The organism is Rhodoferax potami (assembly GCF_032193765.1).
Classification (GTDB): domain Bacteria; phylum Pseudomonadota; class Gammaproteobacteria; order Burkholderiales; family Burkholderiaceae_C; genus Allorhodoferax; species Allorhodoferax potami.
In genome coordinates this window covers 1,322,271-1,338,109 of record NZ_JAVBIJ010000001.1, presented here as the reverse complement: position 1 = coordinate 1,338,109, position 15,839 = coordinate 1,322,271, and the positions used below count along the sequence as shown (strand labels likewise).

The 15,839-nt window shown below is 56.0% G+C and carries 27 protein-coding genes; 5 read left to right on the top strand and 22 right to left on the bottom strand.

The genetic code is table 11. The features are described from left to right. The first annotated feature begins 4 nt into the window (after window positions 1–4). Both tadA and RAE21_RS06415 read left to right on the top strand, forming a co-directional pair. Window positions 5–1,186 carry a tRNA adenosine(34) deaminase TadA gene (tadA, locus tag RAE21_RS06420; protein WP_313880655.1) on the top strand — a complete coding sequence of 394 codons (1,182 nt, stop codon included), beginning with the start codon at window positions 5–7 and terminating at the stop codon, window positions 1,184–1,186. Further along, window positions 1,183–2,121, top strand: a complete 939-nt coding sequence (locus RAE21_RS06415; RefSeq protein ID WP_313880654.1) for an LD-carboxypeptidase — start codon at window positions 1,183–1,185, stop codon at window positions 2,119–2,121. Before tadA ends, RAE21_RS06415 begins: the two co-directional genes overlap by 4 nt. Before the next feature lie 2 nt (window positions 2,122–2,123). Here RAE21_RS06415 and RAE21_RS06410 read toward each other — a convergent pair whose 3' ends face one another. Then, complete coding sequence (locus RAE21_RS06410) at window positions 2,124–2,468, bottom strand: hypothetical protein (RefSeq protein WP_313880653.1); 345 nt, start codon at window positions 2,466–2,468, stop codon at window positions 2,124–2,126. A 213-nt stretch (window positions 2,469–2,681) separates the two neighbouring features. Between RAE21_RS06410 and RAE21_RS06405 the strand changes: the two genes are divergently transcribed. Continuing rightward, window positions 2,682–3,596 carry an FHA domain-containing protein gene (locus RAE21_RS06405; RefSeq protein WP_313880652.1) on the top strand — a complete coding sequence of 305 codons (915 nt, stop codon included), beginning with the start codon at window positions 2,682–2,684 and terminating at the stop codon, window positions 3,594–3,596. Between the two features lie 196 nt (window positions 3,597–3,792). Continuing rightward, complete coding sequence (locus tag RAE21_RS06400) at window positions 3,793–4,227, top strand: hypothetical protein (protein WP_313880651.1); 435 nt, start codon at window positions 3,793–3,795, stop codon at window positions 4,225–4,227. Here RAE21_RS06400 and RAE21_RS06395 read toward each other — a convergent pair. From RAE21_RS06395 to RAE21_RS06305, 19 genes are all read right to left on the bottom strand, one after another. Then, on the bottom strand, window positions 4,224–4,376 hold the full coding sequence (locus tag RAE21_RS06395; protein ID WP_313880650.1) for a hypothetical protein: 153 nt from the start codon (window positions 4,374–4,376) through the stop codon (window positions 4,224–4,226). The genes RAE21_RS06400 and RAE21_RS06395 overlap by 4 nt on opposite strands. Further along, window positions 4,373–4,558 (bottom strand): hypothetical protein, encoded by a 186-nt coding sequence (locus RAE21_RS06390; RefSeq protein WP_313880649.1) that lies wholly within the window; start codon window positions 4,556–4,558, stop codon window positions 4,373–4,375. Before RAE21_RS06390 ends, RAE21_RS06395 begins: the two co-directional genes overlap by 4 nt. After that, on the bottom strand, window positions 4,555–4,725 hold the full coding sequence (locus RAE21_RS06385) for a hypothetical protein (RefSeq protein WP_313880648.1): 171 nt from the start codon (window positions 4,723–4,725) through the stop codon (window positions 4,555–4,557). The genes RAE21_RS06390 and RAE21_RS06385 overlap by 4 nt, the downstream gene beginning before the upstream one ends. A gap of 14 nt (window positions 4,726–4,739) precedes the next feature. Further along, on the bottom strand, window positions 4,740–5,147 hold the full coding sequence (locus tag RAE21_RS06380) for a hypothetical protein (RefSeq protein WP_313880647.1): 408 nt from the start codon (window positions 5,145–5,147) through the stop codon (window positions 4,740–4,742). After that, window positions 5,144–5,860 carry a glycoside hydrolase family 24 protein gene (locus RAE21_RS06375; protein ID WP_313880646.1) on the bottom strand — a complete coding sequence of 239 codons (717 nt, stop codon included), beginning with the start codon at window positions 5,858–5,860 and terminating at the stop codon, window positions 5,144–5,146. Before RAE21_RS06375 ends, RAE21_RS06380 begins: the two co-directional genes overlap by 4 nt. 3 nt (window positions 5,861–5,863) lie before the next feature. Continuing rightward, complete coding sequence (locus tag RAE21_RS06370; protein ID WP_313880645.1) at window positions 5,864–6,607, bottom strand: hypothetical protein; 744 nt, start codon at window positions 6,605–6,607, stop codon at window positions 5,864–5,866. Then, entirely contained in the window at window positions 6,604–7,086 is a 483-nt protein-coding gene (locus RAE21_RS06365) for a hypothetical protein (RefSeq protein ID WP_313880644.1), read from the bottom strand. Before RAE21_RS06365 ends, RAE21_RS06370 begins: the two co-directional genes overlap by 4 nt. 3 nt (window positions 7,087–7,089) lie before the next feature. Continuing rightward, window positions 7,090–7,458, bottom strand: a complete 369-nt coding sequence (locus tag RAE21_RS06360; RefSeq protein WP_313880643.1) for a hypothetical protein — start codon at window positions 7,456–7,458, stop codon at window positions 7,090–7,092. Continuing rightward, the gene (locus RAE21_RS06355; protein WP_313880642.1) at window positions 7,431–7,751 is read right to left on the bottom strand and encodes a hypothetical protein; all 321 of its coding nucleotides are present in this window, start codon (window positions 7,749–7,751) and stop codon (window positions 7,431–7,433) included. The genes RAE21_RS06360 and RAE21_RS06355 overlap by 28 nt, the downstream gene beginning before the upstream one ends. Before the next feature lies 1 nt (window position 7,752). Further along, entirely contained in the window at window positions 7,753–8,169 is a 417-nt protein-coding gene (locus RAE21_RS06350) for a hypothetical protein (protein WP_313880641.1), read from the bottom strand. A 76-nt stretch (window positions 8,170–8,245) separates the two neighbouring features. Further along, entirely contained in the window at window positions 8,246–9,088 is an 843-nt protein-coding gene (locus RAE21_RS06345) for a major capsid protein P2 (RefSeq protein ID WP_313880640.1), read from the bottom strand. Window positions 9,089–9,401: 313 nt separating this feature from the next. Beyond that, window positions 9,402–10,049, bottom strand: a complete 648-nt coding sequence (locus tag RAE21_RS06340; protein ID WP_313880639.1) for a hypothetical protein — start codon at window positions 10,047–10,049, stop codon at window positions 9,402–9,404. Between the two features lie 3 nt (window positions 10,050–10,052). Beyond that, window positions 10,053–10,460: a hypothetical protein gene (locus RAE21_RS06335; RefSeq protein ID WP_313880638.1), complete on the bottom strand. Its 408-nt coding sequence runs from the start codon at window positions 10,458–10,460 to the stop codon at window positions 10,053–10,055. A 32-nt stretch (window positions 10,461–10,492) separates the two neighbouring features. After that, window positions 10,493–10,786 carry a hypothetical protein gene (locus tag RAE21_RS06330; RefSeq protein ID WP_313880637.1) on the bottom strand — a complete coding sequence of 98 codons (294 nt, stop codon included), beginning with the start codon at window positions 10,784–10,786 and terminating at the stop codon, window positions 10,493–10,495. A 2-nt stretch (window positions 10,787–10,788) separates the two neighbouring features. After that, window positions 10,789–10,944, bottom strand: a complete 156-nt coding sequence (locus tag RAE21_RS06325; protein WP_313880636.1) for a hypothetical protein — start codon at window positions 10,942–10,944, stop codon at window positions 10,789–10,791. 25 nt (window positions 10,945–10,969) lie between these two features. Continuing rightward, a complete protein-coding gene (locus RAE21_RS06320; protein WP_313880635.1) occupies window positions 10,970–12,532 on the bottom strand; it encodes a replication endonuclease in 1,563 nt (520 codons plus the stop codon). Between the two features lie 86 nt (window positions 12,533–12,618). Further along, window positions 12,619–12,831 carry a hypothetical protein gene (locus RAE21_RS06315; RefSeq protein ID WP_313880634.1) on the bottom strand — a complete coding sequence of 71 codons (213 nt, stop codon included), beginning with the start codon at window positions 12,829–12,831 and terminating at the stop codon, window positions 12,619–12,621. Window positions 12,832–12,917: 86 nt separating this feature from the next. Further along, window positions 12,918–13,373, bottom strand: coding sequence for a hypothetical protein (locus tag RAE21_RS06310; RefSeq protein WP_313880633.1), 456 nt, complete (start codon window positions 13,371–13,373; stop codon window positions 12,918–12,920). Between the two features lie 3 nt (window positions 13,374–13,376). Next, on the bottom strand, window positions 13,377–13,598 hold the full coding sequence (locus tag RAE21_RS06305) for a hypothetical protein (protein ID WP_313880632.1): 222 nt from the start codon (window positions 13,596–13,598) through the stop codon (window positions 13,377–13,379). Window positions 13,599–13,806: 208 nt separating this feature from the next. Between RAE21_RS06305 and RAE21_RS06300 the strand changes: the two genes are divergently transcribed. Continuing rightward, window positions 13,807–14,205, top strand: coding sequence for a DUF3693 domain-containing protein (locus tag RAE21_RS06300; protein ID WP_313880631.1), 399 nt, complete (start codon window positions 13,807–13,809; stop codon window positions 14,203–14,205). Window positions 14,206–14,335: 130 nt separating this feature from the next. Here RAE21_RS06300 and RAE21_RS06295 read toward each other — a convergent pair whose 3' ends face one another. Further along, window positions 14,336–15,004: an ankyrin repeat domain-containing protein gene (locus tag RAE21_RS06295; protein WP_313880630.1), complete on the bottom strand. Its 669-nt coding sequence runs from the start codon at window positions 15,002–15,004 to the stop codon at window positions 14,336–14,338. 2 nt (window positions 15,005–15,006) lie between these two features. After that, a complete protein-coding gene (locus RAE21_RS06290; protein WP_313880629.1) occupies window positions 15,007–15,792 on the bottom strand; it encodes a TatD family hydrolase in 786 nt (261 codons plus the stop codon). Window positions 15,793–15,839: the final 47 nt, after the last annotated feature.

The following is a 15,839-nucleotide window of genomic DNA, read 5'->3' as shown; positions in this document are numbered from 1 at the left end:
TTTTATGACACTGGCCTTGGAGGAGGCCGTGTTAGCAGAGTCTGCCGGTGAAGTCCCTGTGGGTGCCATAGTAGTTCACAAAGGACAGGTTATTGGCCGTGGACGGAATAGAACTCGAGAGTTGAACGACCCTAGTTCCCATGCAGAGATACTCGCGCTGAGGGAAGCCTCTCAGGCCGTTGGCAGTCATAGATTGAGTGGTGCTGAGCTGTTTGTCACCCTGGAGCCTTGCACCATGTGTAGTGGTGCAATTTTTCATAGTCGCCTCGCTCGAGTGGTTTTTGGTGCGCCAGATCCCAAAACCGGTACCGCGGGGTCTGTTCTGGATCTTTTCAGCCAGCGTCAACTCAACCATCACACCCTGGTAACCGGTGGCGTCCTCAAAGAAGAGTGTCAGCGTATTCTGCAATCATTTTTTGTGTCGGCGCGAAAGAGAAACCGCGATGAACAAATTTCACTTCGGGAAGATGCATTGCGATTAGATGCGCAGGCATTACCTTGCCCCGATGATTCGACAATCAGAAGCAGCTATTTTCATACCAGTGAAGGTTATCGAATTCGGTATCTGGATTCGAATACGGTGAATCCGAAATACACCTTGCTTTGTATTCATGAATTGGGTTTTTGGTCTTTTCAGGTGTGGTCCTTAGTGAGCCGTATGGCTCATCATGGTGTGCGCGTCATCGCTCCAGACCTGCTTGGCCATGGTTTGAGTGATAGACCGAAGAAAAGTGAATGGCATTCTGTGCGAGCGCACGTAAGTTCGCTCACCGCATTGACGAAATATATGGACCTTACCCCTTCGCATATCGTGGCCATAGGCAACGCAAAAGCTATTGGGACTGAATATTGCTCTGTTTTGAAATTAGATGCGTCTTCAGTTTTATCAATTGTTGCAGCCAGGCCGCCAGCGTTGACGGCTCTAGCTGAGTCGTCCCGCCATCAAAGCTGCAGGTCGATCGGTGGTTTGTCTAGAAAACAATTGAATCACCTGGTTGGTTTTCCAGACAATGTGGTGAAGGCGTTGATTGCGCACTTTCCTGATAAGGGTCATGCCGCCGTATTGGATGCCATAAGAAAACCTGATTTCTCACCCGAAAATTCGCTCAAATCACCGTCATTTTTTCCAGTCGTTGTGGATGAAACCCATCTCGATTTTCTTGAGCGTGAGTTGTTGATCAAATGAGCCTCGTTAAAAAAGTTATTTATCTATATTCCCCATCAGGCGCTGTTCGCGACCGTGCTGCTTTCAAAAGAGGAGTTCGACGTCTTACTGAGTTGGGATATGACGTGGAAGTCGACCAAGATGCCCTGACTCGTTTTGAGCGGTTCGCTGGAGATGATGCGACTCGAATTCGAGCTGTCGAGCGGGCTGCGAATAGTGGCGCAGATGTCGCCCTGATAACTAGAGGGGGTTACGGCATTACACGGGTCATAGATCGACTGCCCTACACCTCTATTGCTTCTGCCATTGAGAACGGAACTCAGTTTGTTGGAATCAGTGATTTCACTGCCTTGCAGCTAGCTTTGTTCGCGCAAACTGGAGCCCGCACTTGGGCAGGCCCTGCACTGTGTGAGGGGTTTGGTGTAGGTGGTGTCAGCGGTGAAATTCCAGACGACATTATGGAAGACTGCTTTGCTGACCTGTTGATGGGGCAAGGGGAGGGGACAGGTTGGCGACAGGATCGCAACGGTCATATTTTAGAAACTGATTTTGTGATCGAGGACGCTACCCTGTGGGGGGGCAATCTGACGGTCCTCGCGTCTCTGATAGGTACTCCTTACTTTCCGGATATTCGAGAAGGAATTCTATTTCTCGAGGACGTCGCAGAACATCCCTACCGTATTGAGCGTATGTTGACGCAGCTAATGAGGAGTGGCGTCCTGGCGCGTCAACGGGCAATAGTACTAGGCCAGTTTAGCGCTTACAAACTGACTTCTCATGACAGCGGTTTTGGCCTGCCAAAGGTAATTGGCTGGTTGCGTAATCAGCTCAATATTCCTGTCTATACCAACCTTCCGTACGGCCACGTACCGACCAAAGTACTCTTACCATTTGGCCTGAAGGTCGACTTAACCTCGACCGGCAAAGACGTACTCTTGTATTGGGGGCATCATTAGTTTTAAGACAGGCGTACTGAAAATTTGTTCGTTAGGTTGTGAGGCACTAGGCCTACAAACATGGTGCTAATTTGGTGAAGTTTCTCTTTAGCCACCGCTTCGCCACGTAAGGATGCAATTGCTGCCATAACATCCCCACGCAAATACCAAAGATCATCGATATCACTTGCGTAGGTAACTCGAAGCTGAACTAAGGGGAAGCGTTTTTCTGCCACATCGCCTAACGCCGCTAGCATCTCCATGCGAATCTCGTGCAACGTGGTCACCGAGGCTTTTTTTGAGGGTCCAGACAGTCCTTGCAACAAAGAACCAACGCGGCCAACCAAGTTTTCTGCAATCCAACTCATGTATATTTTCCTTGCTTTTGTGCGAACATAAAGCCATCAGGAGAGCGGTGCAATAGGGGTTTTGCGAATTGTTCCCGTTACGCAACAGCACCAAGTGGACTTAACCGCCGCGTAACAATGTTGGTGTTTAGATTCAGTTAGCTCGTAATTCGCATAAACGCCTTTTAATGCGCTTGTAACTTAAGTCACGCGAGGCCTTTCGGAATATCACGGATGGGTATTAAATCAACTGTCGTCTTTACAGATCTTCATGGAAGCACCGGTGCGTTCGGGGCATTAGGGAATGCACGCGCGACCGTTGTTATCACTCAAATTCTTGACCAGATCACAGCGCTGGTCTACGCGCATCAGGGGCAGCTCGTAAAGAAGCTCGGCGACGGCGTGATGGCGGTGTTTGGGCAGCCTGGCAAGGCGTTAGATTTCGCAGTTCAGGTGCAACGGGTCCATAGCCGCCATTTGTACAATTTTGAATTACGTGTGACTTTGCCCGTCAAGATCGGAATCGCATTTGGTGATACTGAATTCACCGCGGGTGATTACTACGGTGATGCGGTGAACGTAGCTGCTCGTCTATGTGATTTAGCTGGGCCTAGCCAGATTTGGGCGAGCAAAGGAAGTGTGGACGTGCGGTCCCTAAAAAAGGGGGTATCCGTCCGTGCCGTAGGCAACATTGCCATCCGGGGGCGTTCGGAAAACTGCGAAGTTTTACAGGTCGAGTGGAAAGAGGACGAGCAGTCTGATTTTTTGACGATGCAAGCGCAGATTATGGTGAGCACAACGTCCGGCAAAGATGTTCTAGGCAAGCAAGTCGATCTTAGGTATCGGGAAAAGCACATGACATTCCGCTCGTTCGAATTACCGGCACATATAGGCCGGGTGAAGAGTGCTGAGTTTGTCGTTGGCGACCCACGAGTCTCTCGGATGCACGCGCGGCTGGTTTGGCGTAACGGGGGGGTTCTGGTCGAGGACCTCAGTACTTATGGCACGTGGGTGCGGTTTGCTGATGATTCGTCTGGGGAAATCTTATTGCGTCGTGATGAGTGTGTCTTGCACGGGTCAGGTGAGCTTGGACTTGGGGCTTCCTTTGGCGACAGCAGTGCGCCTGTGGTGTCGTTCTCAGTAAGCTGAACCATCTCCATGCACATTAGTTAACATAATATACATCGTATCAAGTACGTTTTTATCAGTAGGTGACTTCCTCATGGTTCGGCTTCGACGTTGGGCCGGGGTCTTTCGGCTTGGGCTCTGCGCGTCTTGGTGAATTTTTAGACAATCCGCCCCCTGTCACACTTTCGGATACCCCGGACCATATCGGGGGCCCATCATGCTGAAAACCTATGCGCCCCGGCTCACTGGTGCCGATCTGCGCCCGCTTCTTGACGAGCTACACGCCACGCCCGCCCAGGCTTCTAAATTTCTCCAAGTCACTGAACGCAGCGTATGGCGCTGGCTGTCTGAAGGCTCCGCGCCGTTCCCGGTCTTGGCCGCACTTTGGCACGAAACGCCCACGGGGCGACACGTTACCGCCTTGGATGTTGGCAACGAGCTGGTGATTAATCGCGGGCTTGCCCAGGCCCACGAAAAGGCCCACGCCGCCGCCGTGGCCACCTTGGGCCGGTTGTTGGCGATTGGGGATTTTGGGGCCGCTAATGATCCAGTGATCCAGGGCCCGCCGCCCGGTGGTTCCGGGGGCTTTGCTGCGGGTCCGCGCTACTCGGCCCAGGTGATGCGCGCCCAGGCACGTGCGCTGCGGGGCTAGTTGCAGTTACAGCCGCCGCCCTTGGTGTTGGTGTCGATGTAGGCCCGCACCTTGGGAAACTTGCTCAGGATGAAGGCCGCGAGTAGTGCGCCGCCGATCAGAATCAGGGCCTCGCGGGCGAAGGCTTCGGGCCTTGGTAGGATTTTCATTGGTAGTCGGTTTTCCGCTTGAGCAGTTGGTCTATTCGATCCTGCGCGCGCTGCGCTTCCTTGAGTGCGTTTTGCACCCTTTCATGCAAGGTCGCAAGGTCCGCACGAATGGCCGCATAGGCCCCGAACCCTGAAGCCAAGGCCACGACGACCGACAACAAAAATTCGGGGCCGAAAATCATTCGGCTTTGGCTTCAGGCAACACGATTGCAGCAAGGCCCGCCACGCCTGCAACCACTTGACCGATCAGGTCCACGGTTCCGGGTGGAATGCCGAACATGGCCGCGATGATGCTCACGCCTGCCCAGGTGGAAGGTTCGCGCAAGCGTTGAATGATGATGTTTTTCATGGTGTGGCCTTTCTTCAGTAAATGCCGGGGGTGCTATCCCAATGGGTGCCGGGGTCGGTTTGCAGATCCAATCGCCGGGGGTCGCTGAGTGCGAAGTCTCGCCGCGCGTCCAGGGCTTCAGACGCTGATAGCGCCGTACTGCCGAAAACGCCTTTTTGAATCCAGGTTGTAGCGGGGCAACTGAAGGAAGCGTCCCACGTTCGCCCCGCTGCTAAGTCGCGCTCGCACTGGTTCATATTGGTGGCCGGGATTCCGAAGAGTTGCCCCACGCCCACCACTGCGCCGGTTGCCGCGTCTCCCACGGCGCCCACTGCGCCGGCCGCAAGTTTGCCGGCCGTACCGGGTCGGGTGGCCCACCAGATAAGGCCCGCGCCCGCCAGGATGGCAAGGCCCATGAGTTTCATGTCGTCGCTGAGTTTCATGCAAGCACCCCGCCCGCTTCCTTGAATTGGTTTTTCACCCAGGCAAGGGACCGCTCAGGCTGCTCGTATCCCGCGCCCGGTAGGCTTGCCCAGATGCGCCGCGCCTTGGACACGGCCCCGGCCACGTTGCCCACTTCGACCAGGGGCAAAGCGCCGCACTCGCGCAATAGCTCGATAGCCGCCGCGTCTTGCGATGCGGGTGAAAAGTCTTTCAGCTTCAGCTTGGCCTTGAGGCTCTTCCAGGTGGTGCGCGTGATCTGGTATTTGCCCGCCGCCGTCGACACGCAACCCGGACCCAGGCCCGCCGCGCTACAGAGCTTGTCTGATAGCTTTTCGCCTTTCCATTCGCCCAGGTTGGCCGGGTGGTCGGCATAGCTTTGGATGGTGTGCCGATAGCCGTAGCAGACGCGATACGGCTCCGCACGTTGGGCGGTGCCCTCGCATTTTGCGATGGCCTCCAAGAAGGCCCGCACGTTCTGATTTCCGTCGATCATGGTCAAGGCCTCTTCAATGTTCGCGGCTGTCTCCGCGCTGTTTTGTCCGGTCCAGTAGTCCAAGCTGGTGAAGTCGCCCAGGTTCTGCGCTGCGATATCCCACACGCCGCCCGCCTCTGGCTCTGGTGCCGCTGCGTTGTCCAGGCCCCGTGTCTGCCGGTACGCAATTGCCGCAACTGCGCCCGCTGCGATCAGGATGATTAGGGCCGCTTTTTTCATGTTTTAAATGGTTTCCTCAAACCATTCAAAGGTACTTTGTGCGTCACCATTTACGCCCGATACGTTTACTAATCCTTGCCCCGGTGGAATCACAAGCGGCTCGTCTAGCTTGTAGGTAACCGGGGCCGAGGCTTGGATAAAAAACCCTGCAAGAATTGGCGTCGCTAGTCCTGACGCCAAAGAATCTCGGCGCAGTTCTGCCGCCGATACGCCCCCGCCGATTCGTTTAGAAACGCCATTGCTAACTAAAACCGCCATGGGGGCGTTTGTTGCTCGATAGTTAGAAACGCCCGATACAGCAACCGTGCTGAATAGACTTTTCAAGATTAAGTTTTTTCCGCTTCCCGAAGGGTTCCACAATTGAACATGCGCAAAATTTGAGGCTGATGATGTTTGACTTATTGTTGATATAAATGCGGCCCCGGCAATCGTTCGTGCCCTTCCTCCGTCCACGACTTGCACCACGCCCGCTGTGCGCCGGGTGCCTGCCTCACCACTGCCAAACGCGATACGCACGGTTTGAGCCTTCGCGCTTTCGATGGTGATTGCCGTGTAAGGCGTATCCCGCAGAAAGTAGGAAGCCTCGGCCCCGCTCATGCGCCCGATTTGTGCGCCGTTGCGGTCCTCTAGCAAGACGGTCACCGGATATGCGCTGTCGATGATCTCGAAATAGTCCCCCGACAGTTCAAAGCGTGATTGCCCGCCCGCTGCAATGGGTACGGTGATTAGTTCTAAAAATTTGTTCATTTCATGCGCCCCAAAATGACGACCGCCGCCACGCCCGCCGCCGCGATCATTCCCAGCTTTAGTGATGTGTCGTTGGCTTTGTTTTCTGCCGGTTGAAAGCTGTTGATAGCCGCCTCCGCTGTGGTGGTGCTTTTGTCAATCAGTTTGTCTATCAGCTTCGCGCCTGCGTTGACCGTGTTGTCCCAACTGGTGGCCTGCGTTGCCGTGGTGGTCTTGTTCAATTCCACGATGGCCCCGCCGATGTTCTTCAGGGTGTCCGCGCCCATGTTCGCCACGGTCTGCACTGCGTCGGTGCTGTTCACGTTGACGGTGTTGCCGCTGCTGTTGCTCAGGCCTGCACCGTCTTGGACCGCCATACGCGAATCAATGTTTGTGGTTTCGGTCTTGTTCTCCGAACTTGACCCGCCGCCCCCGCCGCCGCCCATCAGGCGCGCGCTCAGGCCCGCACGGGCTTTTAGTTTTTCGCGTAGCAAGTCCATTTTTTAAACCTCTTTTTTGAGAATCCAGCCCACTACCTGAAAACCGTGCTGTTCTGCTTTTTTTACCAGTCCGCGCCGTGCGGTTTGAAAGCTCACCGAATCGCATCCGGTGTTCTGTGCGGTGCGCTGTGCTAACTCCAGGCCCAGGGCCGTGAAGTCCTGCGCGCCCTGCCCCTGCGCCGCTTCAATCCATAGGGCTTCTGCCCGCTTGGTGGCGACAAACACCAAAGCGCCCGACTCGGTGGTCACGCGCATGGGTTGCCCTGCTGCTGCCATGCTGGCCGGTGTGGCAATGCCTGCGGGGTCTTGGACCCTGCCCAGGCACTGCGCCGCCTCCGCGCGGTCTATCGGCGCGATTGCTTCAATTTCCATACGACGGCCCCCGCCAGGATTGCCCACGCCCACCAGGGGACCGCGCCCACACCGCCTGTGATGCCCAGGCCAGGGACTCCGCCGCTTTTGTCTTGGCTCTGCGTCACGTCTTGGACCCCGGCGAAATTGACATTCCAGCCGCTGGCGTCCAGGCCGTTACCGTAGACCGCTTGGTCTGCGCGCGATGGCCCCGCCGCTGGCGATGGCGATGCGATACCGCCGCCCACGCCGCCCAATAGTCGCGCCCCGCCCGCCGTGTTGGCAAAGGCCAGGGCAAAGGATGCCGGGTCCATATCAGGCCAGGGCGAAAAGTGCAACCGCCGCCGCGATCAACACGGGGACCATGCTGCCGCCCTGCTGTGGTGAACCGTCACCGCTGCCGCTGAGGTAGGTGCGCCCGTTTGCGCCTGCGTAGCTGGCCGGTGCGCTGGTCTTGTTGACTGCTGCCGGGCCAAAATTTGCGTCAATGGCACGGGTCAGGCCGTACTCTGCCGCACGTTCCCACCACTGGCGGTTATCTCCTGCTACGCGGGGGGTGTAGGCGTCGAGCTTTTGGGATTCCCGCGCGTCGGTCCAGTAGCCTGGGGATTGGAAGTAGTCCCCGTCCGCTTCCACTTTGTTGACTGCTACGCCCATCGTGTTGTATCCGATGGTCGTCCCATCGTCGAGGGTGTCGATGTAGCTCCCATCGTCAAAATACTGTCTTGCCATGTTGGCCCCTTTTTCAATTCACTGAAGCCCGGCGCACGGGTGAAGTGCGCCGGGTGCCTTACCTGCCGTGGCCGCTTTATGGGCGGTCGTTAGTGGTAATCGACTCGGTGTAAATGTTGAAGGTGCCCGCCGCGTTCACGTTCAAGCGGATATCCAAGTTTTGGATTGGCGTTGGCTTACCGTCAGGCCCCACGATTTGCGATGTGTTCAGCATGTGGCTCATCAAGTCATGTTCGGTGAAGTCCACCACGTACAGGCCGGCCTGTGGGGTCTTGCCGTAGGTACGTTGGAAAAACTCGTTTTGAGCTTGTGTCAACTGCTCGAATTCGTCCGCGCCTTCACGACGCACCCGCATATGGTTGATTTGTGTCAGGGTTCCGAAAATGTAAATCCGCTTCAGCAATTCGCCGTTCAAGCCGCTTGGCAAAATAATTTGCTCTTCGGTTGCACCGGAAAAAACGCGCTGAAAAAAGCGGTTTCGAACGATCAGCTTATTACGGCTCGGTACGTCCACCTCGGCCACGCCCGTGATAACGCTTGCGCCGGTTACCGTGTAGGTGCCCAGGTCAAATTCGATGGTGAAATCCTGAACGCCCGCTTCTGCCGTGGCCGCGATGGCTCCGATGGTTTGGGCCGCTTCGTCTTTGCCTTCACGCTCAATAAAGTCGAATTCGCAAACGTTGGCATCCGTCGCGCCGCGGTTGTAGGCGTTGCGGGCCTGCAATTGGGCGAAGGTGTTCCAGCGTTGGCGCTCTTGGCCGTTGATCTTCACCACGATGTTCGACATCAATGACGCGGTGATGTTGCCCGCCGTGAAGAGTGCAACCTTGTTATAGGTCACGCCCAGGGGCATACGGATGGTCACGCGCTGGTTAGGGCCTACGTTTTGAATCAGGGGTAGTTTGAGTTTACGGGTCATGGTGTCGCCTTCGGGCTTTTTGGTGGATGTGAAAAAGCCCCGGCATGGGGCTTGCTGTTCGCTGTGGCCGGTTTAGCCTGCGAGGGCTTTTTGCACGAGGCCCTTGGTCATGCTGACTTGATTCAGGCCATAGATAACGGCCAGGACAACTGCTGTAGTCATCAAGGCGTCTTTGATTTTTGCTGCGTTCATTTCGGGTTCTCCGGTTGGTTGAAAGTGTCAGGGTTCGACGGCCCCGATTCAACCCGCAAACCCCGTACTTACATAGCTTCGGGGGCTGTACGTAGGCGCTACGTAGCCCCGCCCGGTTTTGTCACTTTTTGCGCGTCAAAGTGATGGTTTTTGGCCCGCGCTGCCCCGTACGAAAATCCCGCTCGTAGCAATTAATCACGGTGGTCCCGTTGTCTTTTTCGACGGTGTACAGGTCTTGCACTTCGCTGTACGGGATTTCCAGCAATTCCGCCATAACCTGCTTGTCCTTTTTGAATCGCATGGTGAATACCCGCACGTATGTGACGCCCGACAAAAAGGCCTTATCGCAGTCTGCGGGCCGCTGGGTTCCCACGCATACGGATAAGCCTTGGTGCCGCCCCTGCTTGCTGATGCGCCGCCACGCCGGGGGCGCATGGGTGGGGGTGGTCACATCGTTTAGCTCTTCGATGTGTACAAAGCAGTTCCCGGCGCTGAATACCGCGCGGCAAAACAGGTCAAACTTGCCCGCGAACTCTTGTGCATTGGGCCCAGGCCAAAAGCAAACCGCGAACTTATCCGCCTTCAGGGCTTCGCATAGGGCCTTGATGGTGGTTACCGTCTTGCCGTAGTGCCCATATTCGCCCAGTGGATCCCAAAACACGCGCCGCGGTGGTTTGAGCTTGTCCAGGTGTTCCCGGATTGATACGCCCTTGCCGCTCCCCGTGGCTCCGATGTAGGCCCGCAAGTCCGGGCGGTTGCTGTTGTCCATTGCTTACCCCTGCGCCTGTTGCTGCGCCTGCTGTGGCGGGGGCATTTTGAGAATTTTGAGGGTGCCCAGGATAGGCATGCCCAGGGCCGCGAGAAGTTTCAGATAGGGGCCGTACTGGCTGAAGAATTCGCCCACGGTCCACCCGTGGAACTCGCACAATTCGACCACCGCCGCCGCGATGCGCTCTAACTGCTTGTCAGTCCAGATCATGGCCAGGGGGGCTTGTACATGGTCCGGGGCAAACGGTAGGGCCGCTGCGCGTAGCAGTTCAAGCGCCGCCGCAATTTCCAGTGTTGCCGCTTCGCTTGGGTCCGGGCCTGCGGGCAAATCCTTCACTTCCAGGGCTTCACCCATTCCGCCTATCTGGTCCAGGCTTTCTACGCCTAAGTGGGTGTCTTGGTCTGGTGGCATTGCGTTGGGCAATGGCGGGTTTTGTACGACTTTCACCATGATAAAAAGCTCTTTCTTTCTTCGGTTTTGGGGGCAATTTCCCGTACGGCTTTTTGCTCTTCCTGCTGTACGGGTTCCGGTTGCTGGGTGGCCGCTGGTGCCGGTGTTTCCGGTGCCTTTATGCGCGCTCTCAATAGCTCGTCCGAACGGTCAGAGCGCGCAAAAATTTGGGTGTTGCAGGTGTTGCAGGTCACGCAAACGAGCTGTTTTTTTGATACGGTGAAGTGCGCCCGGTTGCTGTTGCATACCGGGCACGAACCCACTCCAATACGGGCGGATTCGCTCACGATTAGGCCGCTTCGCCTTCTGGCGCTGGTGCCTCCGCTACCGGCTCCGCGTCCTCCAACAATGCCCCGATCAGTTCGCCCAGTTCACGGCCTGTGGTGTTGCTGTACGGTGCGCGCGCTGCCAGTTCTTCCAGCTTGGTTTTCGTTGCTTCTTTCATGGTGATTTACTCTCTGTTGTTGCCGCTAGTGCCGTAGCGGTGCCGGTTGCGGCGAATCGCCGCGATTCATGGATGCCATGTAGGCCTCAAAGCCTGCCAAATCGGCCCCGGACTCATCCGCTTCGGGCGAATCCGTACAGTTATTGACACCAGTCCAAGTGCGTTCGGCTTCGCCGATCCGCTCAAATTCATAGGCGCTATTGACGCCGAACGCCTTGCGCAACAGTTCGCGCATGTGCTTCCGGTCTGCCTCTATGTCGTCCACCGCCGCTAGGCCTTGCCGCTGCACCGTCCAGGTGTGCAAACGGGTTGTCAGTTCTTCGCCCTCGCCCTGAATGCCGGTTACCCGCTTGATGCTGTCGCCGTACTTGCCGCCCTCTTCTTCCGTGTAAAGGGGCTTCAATTTCAGGTCTTTTTTACGCGCACCGGGTCCGCCCTGAATCAGCCAGAAGGCCATCCAGTTGGCAGAGTCCGCGGCTTCCCGCGCACCCTCAAAAAGCCGGGTCTGCAATGGCTCTTCAATCTGGTTTGAAAGCCTACGAATCTCACGCCACACGGTGACCGATGGCCCGCCGATTGGTTGAAACTGACGGACTCCCCAGGTAGATGCCCAGGTGCGCACCCGCTTTGCCGCTTCTTCTGCCGGTGTACCGCTGGCGAAGTCCAGGCCCACGGCTTCGCCGTCTTCCTTCATGCCGTCAATGTTTTTGCAGATGTACTTAGCGATGTAGCCCGTTGCGCTGCCGCGCTCTGGTTCGATGACTTCCACGGTGAACCGGTGTTTTGCTGCGCCCGCTTCGTTGGGGCTGTCTTGCATGGCATAACGGCCGGCAATTCCCACCGCGCCCGCGCCGTAATCCCTGCGCCCTGCTTGGAAACGCTGGGGCACAAACCAACCGGCTTGATCCGCTGGAAAGAAAAGCAGAATGTGCCAATGCGGGCACCCGTCATGGTGCGGTTCACATACCCGGAACCCATACGGAAAAAAGCCACGGTTACCCCACGCCGCCCGTATTTTTTTCCAGATTCCGCACAGGTAGTTCTGCGCATCCTTTGGGGTTTCGCCCTGCCATTTCGGGTTTGTTTTGCCCGACTTGCTGAAACGGTGAAACCGGCTAGGGCATGTGATGGTCAAGAAAAGCGCGGTGTGCCCCATGAGTTCGGCGGTTTCCTCAAAGCCACGGCAACGCACCATCAATTCAGCGCGCCTCAAGGCCGGGTTGCTTACGCTACCGTCCGCCACCTCTGCCAGATTGAAGGCCTCGCCCACCTCGTTCACCACTTCCAGGCGCTCCAACACTTCCCGCGATGCCTTGGCCCGCACACGCTTGACCTTTACCGCGTAGTTGGAAACGTAGCATTGCTGACGCCTGCGCACATGGCCCGCCGCGTGCTCATAGCCCTCGTTTTCTCGCAGCAACTGCACACGCAGATTTCGACGCCACCAAGTCGGGTCGGTGTACCGCGCTATCGCCCCGTGCAGTGTCATTTTTCCGGGCAACGGCTTGGCGCCCATTGACAGCGCTATGCCGTTCAACGTGCCTTGCAGTTCCTGCCCGGTGTGCGGTGTGTTGATGCGGGTAAACATGGCGCTGATGTGGTTTCGCACACTGCGAACACCCCACAACGAATGCGCCGCTATTTCTGGCTCACTAGCCCGGCAATCCAGCAACATTAAACCGCCCAGATGCGCGAAGTGATGCGGAACGCCGCCGCCGCAAAGTGGCCCTCTATGGTCTGGCGCACTGCCTCTGCATCCATGCTCGGCAACCACTCAAACCATGCCTTTTCACGGGTCACCGTGTCCACAACGCAAAATTCCCCATCCTCTACGGGCGAGAAATAACGGCTGTCACCGGCCAAACAATGCACGGTGTTTAAGTCCATAAGCCGGGGCTTGCGAGACTTTAAATCCCGGTCTTTTTTGAGCGCGTTCGGGGTCATAAACCGGGCGCGGTACGGGTTCCCAATGCTCATGCTTCAACCCCGCAAGCCTTGGGGGATGGACAGGCAATTTGGCCCGCTGCGCACTGGTCGCCGTGGCAACGTGCGCCCGCCCCAATCTCTGCGGAGCTAAGTTCTATGGCCGTTGCCAATGCCGCCGCCGTATGTACGTCAACCTCGTTTGTTGCAAGGCTCATTCCCCAAATATCCACATTCAGGACCACACGCCCCGCCGATGGCCACACGGTGAAGTATTTGCCGGGTGCAACCTTCACGGATGCAACTCGTTCTGTTTCATAGGCGGGGTTTGCCTCTGCCATCCGCGCCGCTGCGCTCAGGGATGCCGCCGCCAGTAGTGCGGGCATACGCTCGATTTCTTGGCGCATGGCCTCCGCGCCGTTCAATGTGAAAACTACCAACACGCGCCCATTCAGGGCCTGCACGTCGATTGCTTTTGCCTTGGTGATTTTGATGGTGTTGCGCATGGCTCAGGCCTCCACCGCTTGCGCTTTGTCGGCTTCTGTGGCGTCCATAGCGTCAAAAAACGCCATGCCCATCATTCGCGCTTCTTTGGCCGTGATGCCTTGGCAAAACCGGAAGCCCCCGGCGTTGATGTGAATAAAGACGATGCCCGGATGCTCTGTGTTTGTGCTTACATCGAATTCGTTACCTTGCTTCTCAAGCAGGATGTGTGCTGTTCGTTCGCTCATGGATTCCACTCCGTAACCTTTCCCCCTGTACTGCTGAACCCGTAGGGCACCGGAAGCGGGTACAGAGTGGAAAGGTTTTGATCCGCTGAACCGGTGCGGATTGGAATGTACGACAGGACCACTAGCCTACGCTAGGGGCTCTGCAACTTGCAACGCTACAACCCCTGTCCTATACTGAATTTTCAACCCGTGGAAAGGTGGCCCCGCTATGTTTTCAATAGCAGACTTGTTAGAGCGCGCAAAGGCGAAAGCCAATATTGAATCCGACTATCGACTTGCAAAGGTGATAGGAATTACTCATGGCGCTATGACCCATTACCGACAGGGAAGAACCCTACCGAATGAGTCGGTTATTGAGCAACTATGCGCCCTGTCTGGTGATGACGCCGGGGTGATCGCGGCGCAGATTCAGGCCGAACGGAGCAAGACGCCCGAGGCTAAAAACATGTGGTTGATGGTCGCCGCCCGCCTACGTGGGGCCGCTCAGACTGCTATTTTGTCAGTCTGCTTCGCTATAGCTTTGATAGCATTACCCGCAAGCGATGCGCGGGCTGTGACCGTGGATGCTTACAAAAGCGGCTCGGTCAACTTGTTATACATCGTATGAAGTAAAGGCATTGCAACAGCAGCAAGAAGAATTCTCAGCGTGTCTTGTTGCTTGCGAATGCAGCGTTAGCAATTTACGGGGCGCGCTAAAGCAGCCGATTGGAAGTACCATGGTCACGCAGATGTAGCAGCTACCAAACGCCCTTGGGACGTAGAGCCCTCACGAAGGCGCCGATGATTTCCATGGACTCGTCTTTTTTTGCCTGTCGTGCAAAGTCCATGGCCGTTAGCCCTTTGCTATTTTTGAGACCGGGATCGGCACCAGCCTCGAGCAATAGCTTTACAACAGAACTGTTGCCGTACATCGCTGCCATCATCAGCGGTGTGGATCCATTTGGGGATGCAGCATCAATGTAGGCGAAGTTTTCCAACAGCAGCCGCACCACAGGAATATGGGCGTTAGTCGCTGCGTAGTGCAATGGAGTCCAGCCCGTTTTATTTACGTCTGCGTCTTTGGCAATCAATACTGCACACAAATCCACATCCCCCGCGAATGCTGCCAACATCAAGGGGCTCTCATCCTCTGGAGATCTGACTTCAACACGAAGGCTGGGTTGTTCTAAAAGTAGCTTCGTGGCCTTGTTTGCCGACAACTTAATGGCCAACAGTAGCGCAGGTAAGCCCTTGGGATTCACTGTGTTGGGGTCAAAGCCGCGACTCAAGAGACTCTGGATGACCAGGGGGTTGTCAGTCTCGATGGCTTTGAAGAAATCCTCATACGATCCCGCATGAGCGCCACCGCACCAAAGGGACAGAGCGCCTAAAACCAAGAGGAGACGTCTTTTAGGATGATTGCGCATGGTTACACCTTGAACAAAACATCGAAATTCACGCTTGTCTGCTCTGCAATCTTTTCAATAGTCACGTTCTTTACCCGGGCTAATTCTTGGGCTACATGAGGAACGTAGGAAGGATTGTTTAGCTTGCCACGGTATGGCACCGGTGCAAGGTATGGGCTATCGGTTTCAATCAATAAACGATCGAGTGGCACCATGGCGGCGACATTCCTGATGCTTTGAGCAGATTTAAAGGTAATGATTCCAGAAAATGAAATGTAGAAGCCCAAATCAAGAGCTTGGCGCGCGACATCCACGTCTTCCGTAAAGCAGTGGAAAACACCCCCCGCACTGCTTTGATCACCGCACTCCCCTGCTTCCTTAAGAATTGCCAAGGTGTCGTCCGAGGCGCTTCGTGTGTGAATCACCAGTGGCTTATTTAATTTTCGTGCTGCCTCGATATGCACACTGAAGCGCTCTCTTTGCCATTCCATATCGGAGATGCTTCTGGATCCGAGGCGGTAGTAGTCCAGGCCTGTTTCACCGATTGCCATGACTTTGGGTAGGCTGCCCCATTGCAAGAGACGCTCAAGATCTGGCTCTTGCACTCCTTCATTGTCTGGATGTACCCCAACCGTTGCCCAAATATGGGGCTGAGACACTGCAAACTCGTGGACCGTAGGAAACTCTTCGAGCGTCGTGCAGATGCACAGGGCGCGAGTTACCTGCGCTGTCTTCATCGCATCAGAAATATCTGGCCATTGGGAAGCGAGTTCGGGAAACGTAAGATGGCAGTGGGAATCAGTAAACATGCAAAGTCCGCAAGAAACTCGCGGCCGTCCTCAACACTACATCTGAC

What these genes read in the sequence shown, in the direction of transcription:
- RAE21_RS06290 (WP_313880629.1), bottom strand. Translation starts at nt 15,792, where the DNA reads ATGTTTACTGATTCCCACTGCCATCTTACGTTTCCCGAACTCGCTTCC.
- RAE21_RS06400 (WP_313880651.1), top strand. Translation starts at nt 3,793, where the DNA reads ATGCTGAAAACCTATGCGCCCCGGCTCACTGGTGCCGATCTGCGCCCG.
- RAE21_RS06300 (WP_313880631.1), top strand. Translation starts at nt 13,807, where the DNA reads ATGTTTTCAATAGCAGACTTGTTAGAGCGCGCAAAGGCGAAAGCCAAT.
- RAE21_RS06325 (WP_313880636.1), bottom strand. Translation starts at nt 10,944, where the DNA reads ATGAAAGAAGCAACGAAAACCAAGCTGGAAGAACTGGCAGCGCGCGCA.
- RAE21_RS06360 (WP_313880643.1), bottom strand. Translation starts at nt 7,458, where the DNA reads ATGGAAATTGAAGCAATCGCGCCGATAGACCGCGCGGAGGCGGCGCAG.
- RAE21_RS06320 (WP_313880635.1), bottom strand. Translation starts at nt 12,532, where the DNA reads ATGTTTACCCGCATCAACACACCGCACACCGGGCAGGAACTGCAAGGC.
- RAE21_RS06395 (WP_313880650.1), bottom strand. Translation starts at nt 4,376, where the DNA reads ATGAAAATCCTACCAAGGCCCGAAGCCTTCGCCCGCGAGGCCCTGATT.
- RAE21_RS06370 (WP_313880645.1), bottom strand. Translation starts at nt 6,607, where the DNA reads ATGAACAAATTTTTAGAACTAATCACCGTACCCATTGCAGCGGGCGGG.
- RAE21_RS06405 (WP_313880652.1), top strand. Translation starts at nt 2,682, where the DNA reads ATGGGTATTAAATCAACTGTCGTCTTTACAGATCTTCATGGAAGCACC.
- RAE21_RS06345 (WP_313880640.1), bottom strand. Translation starts at nt 9,088, where the DNA reads ATGACCCGTAAACTCAAACTACCCCTGATTCAAAACGTAGGCCCTAAC.
- RAE21_RS06295 (WP_313880630.1), bottom strand. Translation starts at nt 15,004, where the DNA reads ATGCGCAATCATCCTAAAAGACGTCTCCTCTTGGTTTTAGGCGCTCTG.
- RAE21_RS06415 (WP_313880654.1), top strand. Translation starts at nt 1,183, where the DNA reads ATGAGCCTCGTTAAAAAAGTTATTTATCTATATTCCCCATCAGGCGCT.
- RAE21_RS06390 (WP_313880649.1), bottom strand. Translation starts at nt 4,558, where the DNA reads ATGATTTTCGGCCCCGAATTTTTGTTGTCGGTCGTCGTGGCCTTGGCT.
- RAE21_RS06355 (WP_313880642.1), bottom strand. Translation starts at nt 7,751, where the DNA reads ATGGACCCGGCATCCTTTGCCCTGGCCTTTGCCAACACGGCGGGCGGG.
- RAE21_RS06410 (WP_313880653.1), bottom strand. Translation starts at nt 2,468, where the DNA reads ATGAGTTGGATTGCAGAAAACTTGGTTGGCCGCGTTGGTTCTTTGTTG.
- RAE21_RS06385 (WP_313880648.1), bottom strand. Translation starts at nt 4,725, where the DNA reads ATGAAAAACATCATCATTCAACGCTTGCGCGAACCTTCCACCTGGGCA.
- RAE21_RS06340 (WP_313880639.1), bottom strand. Translation starts at nt 10,049, where the DNA reads ATGGACAACAGCAACCGCCCGGACTTGCGGGCCTACATCGGAGCCACG.
- RAE21_RS06380 (WP_313880647.1), bottom strand. Translation starts at nt 5,147, where the DNA reads ATGAAACTCAGCGACGACATGAAACTCATGGGCCTTGCCATCCTGGCG.
- RAE21_RS06335 (WP_313880638.1), bottom strand. Translation starts at nt 10,460, where the DNA reads ATGCCACCAGACCAAGACACCCACTTAGGCGTAGAAAGCCTGGACCAG.
- RAE21_RS06310 (WP_313880633.1), bottom strand. Translation starts at nt 13,373, where the DNA reads ATGCGCAACACCATCAAAATCACCAAGGCAAAAGCAATCGACGTGCAG.
- RAE21_RS06375 (WP_313880646.1), bottom strand. Translation starts at nt 5,860, where the DNA reads ATGAAAAAAGCGGCCCTAATCATCCTGATCGCAGCGGGCGCAGTTGCG.
- RAE21_RS06305 (WP_313880632.1), bottom strand. Translation starts at nt 13,598, where the DNA reads ATGAGCGAACGAACAGCACACATCCTGCTTGAGAAGCAAGGTAACGAA.
- RAE21_RS06350 (WP_313880641.1), bottom strand. Translation starts at nt 8,169, where the DNA reads ATGGCAAGACAGTATTTTGACGATGGGAGCTACATCGACACCCTCGAC.
- RAE21_RS06315 (WP_313880634.1), bottom strand. Translation starts at nt 12,831, where the DNA reads ATGGACTTAAACACCGTGCATTGTTTGGCCGGTGACAGCCGTTATTTC.
- RAE21_RS06365 (WP_313880644.1), bottom strand. Translation starts at nt 7,086, where the DNA reads ATGGACTTGCTACGCGAAAAACTAAAAGCCCGTGCGGGCCTGAGCGCG.
- tadA (WP_313880655.1), top strand. Translation starts at nt 5, where the DNA reads ATGACACTGGCCTTGGAGGAGGCCGTGTTAGCAGAGTCTGCCGGTGAA.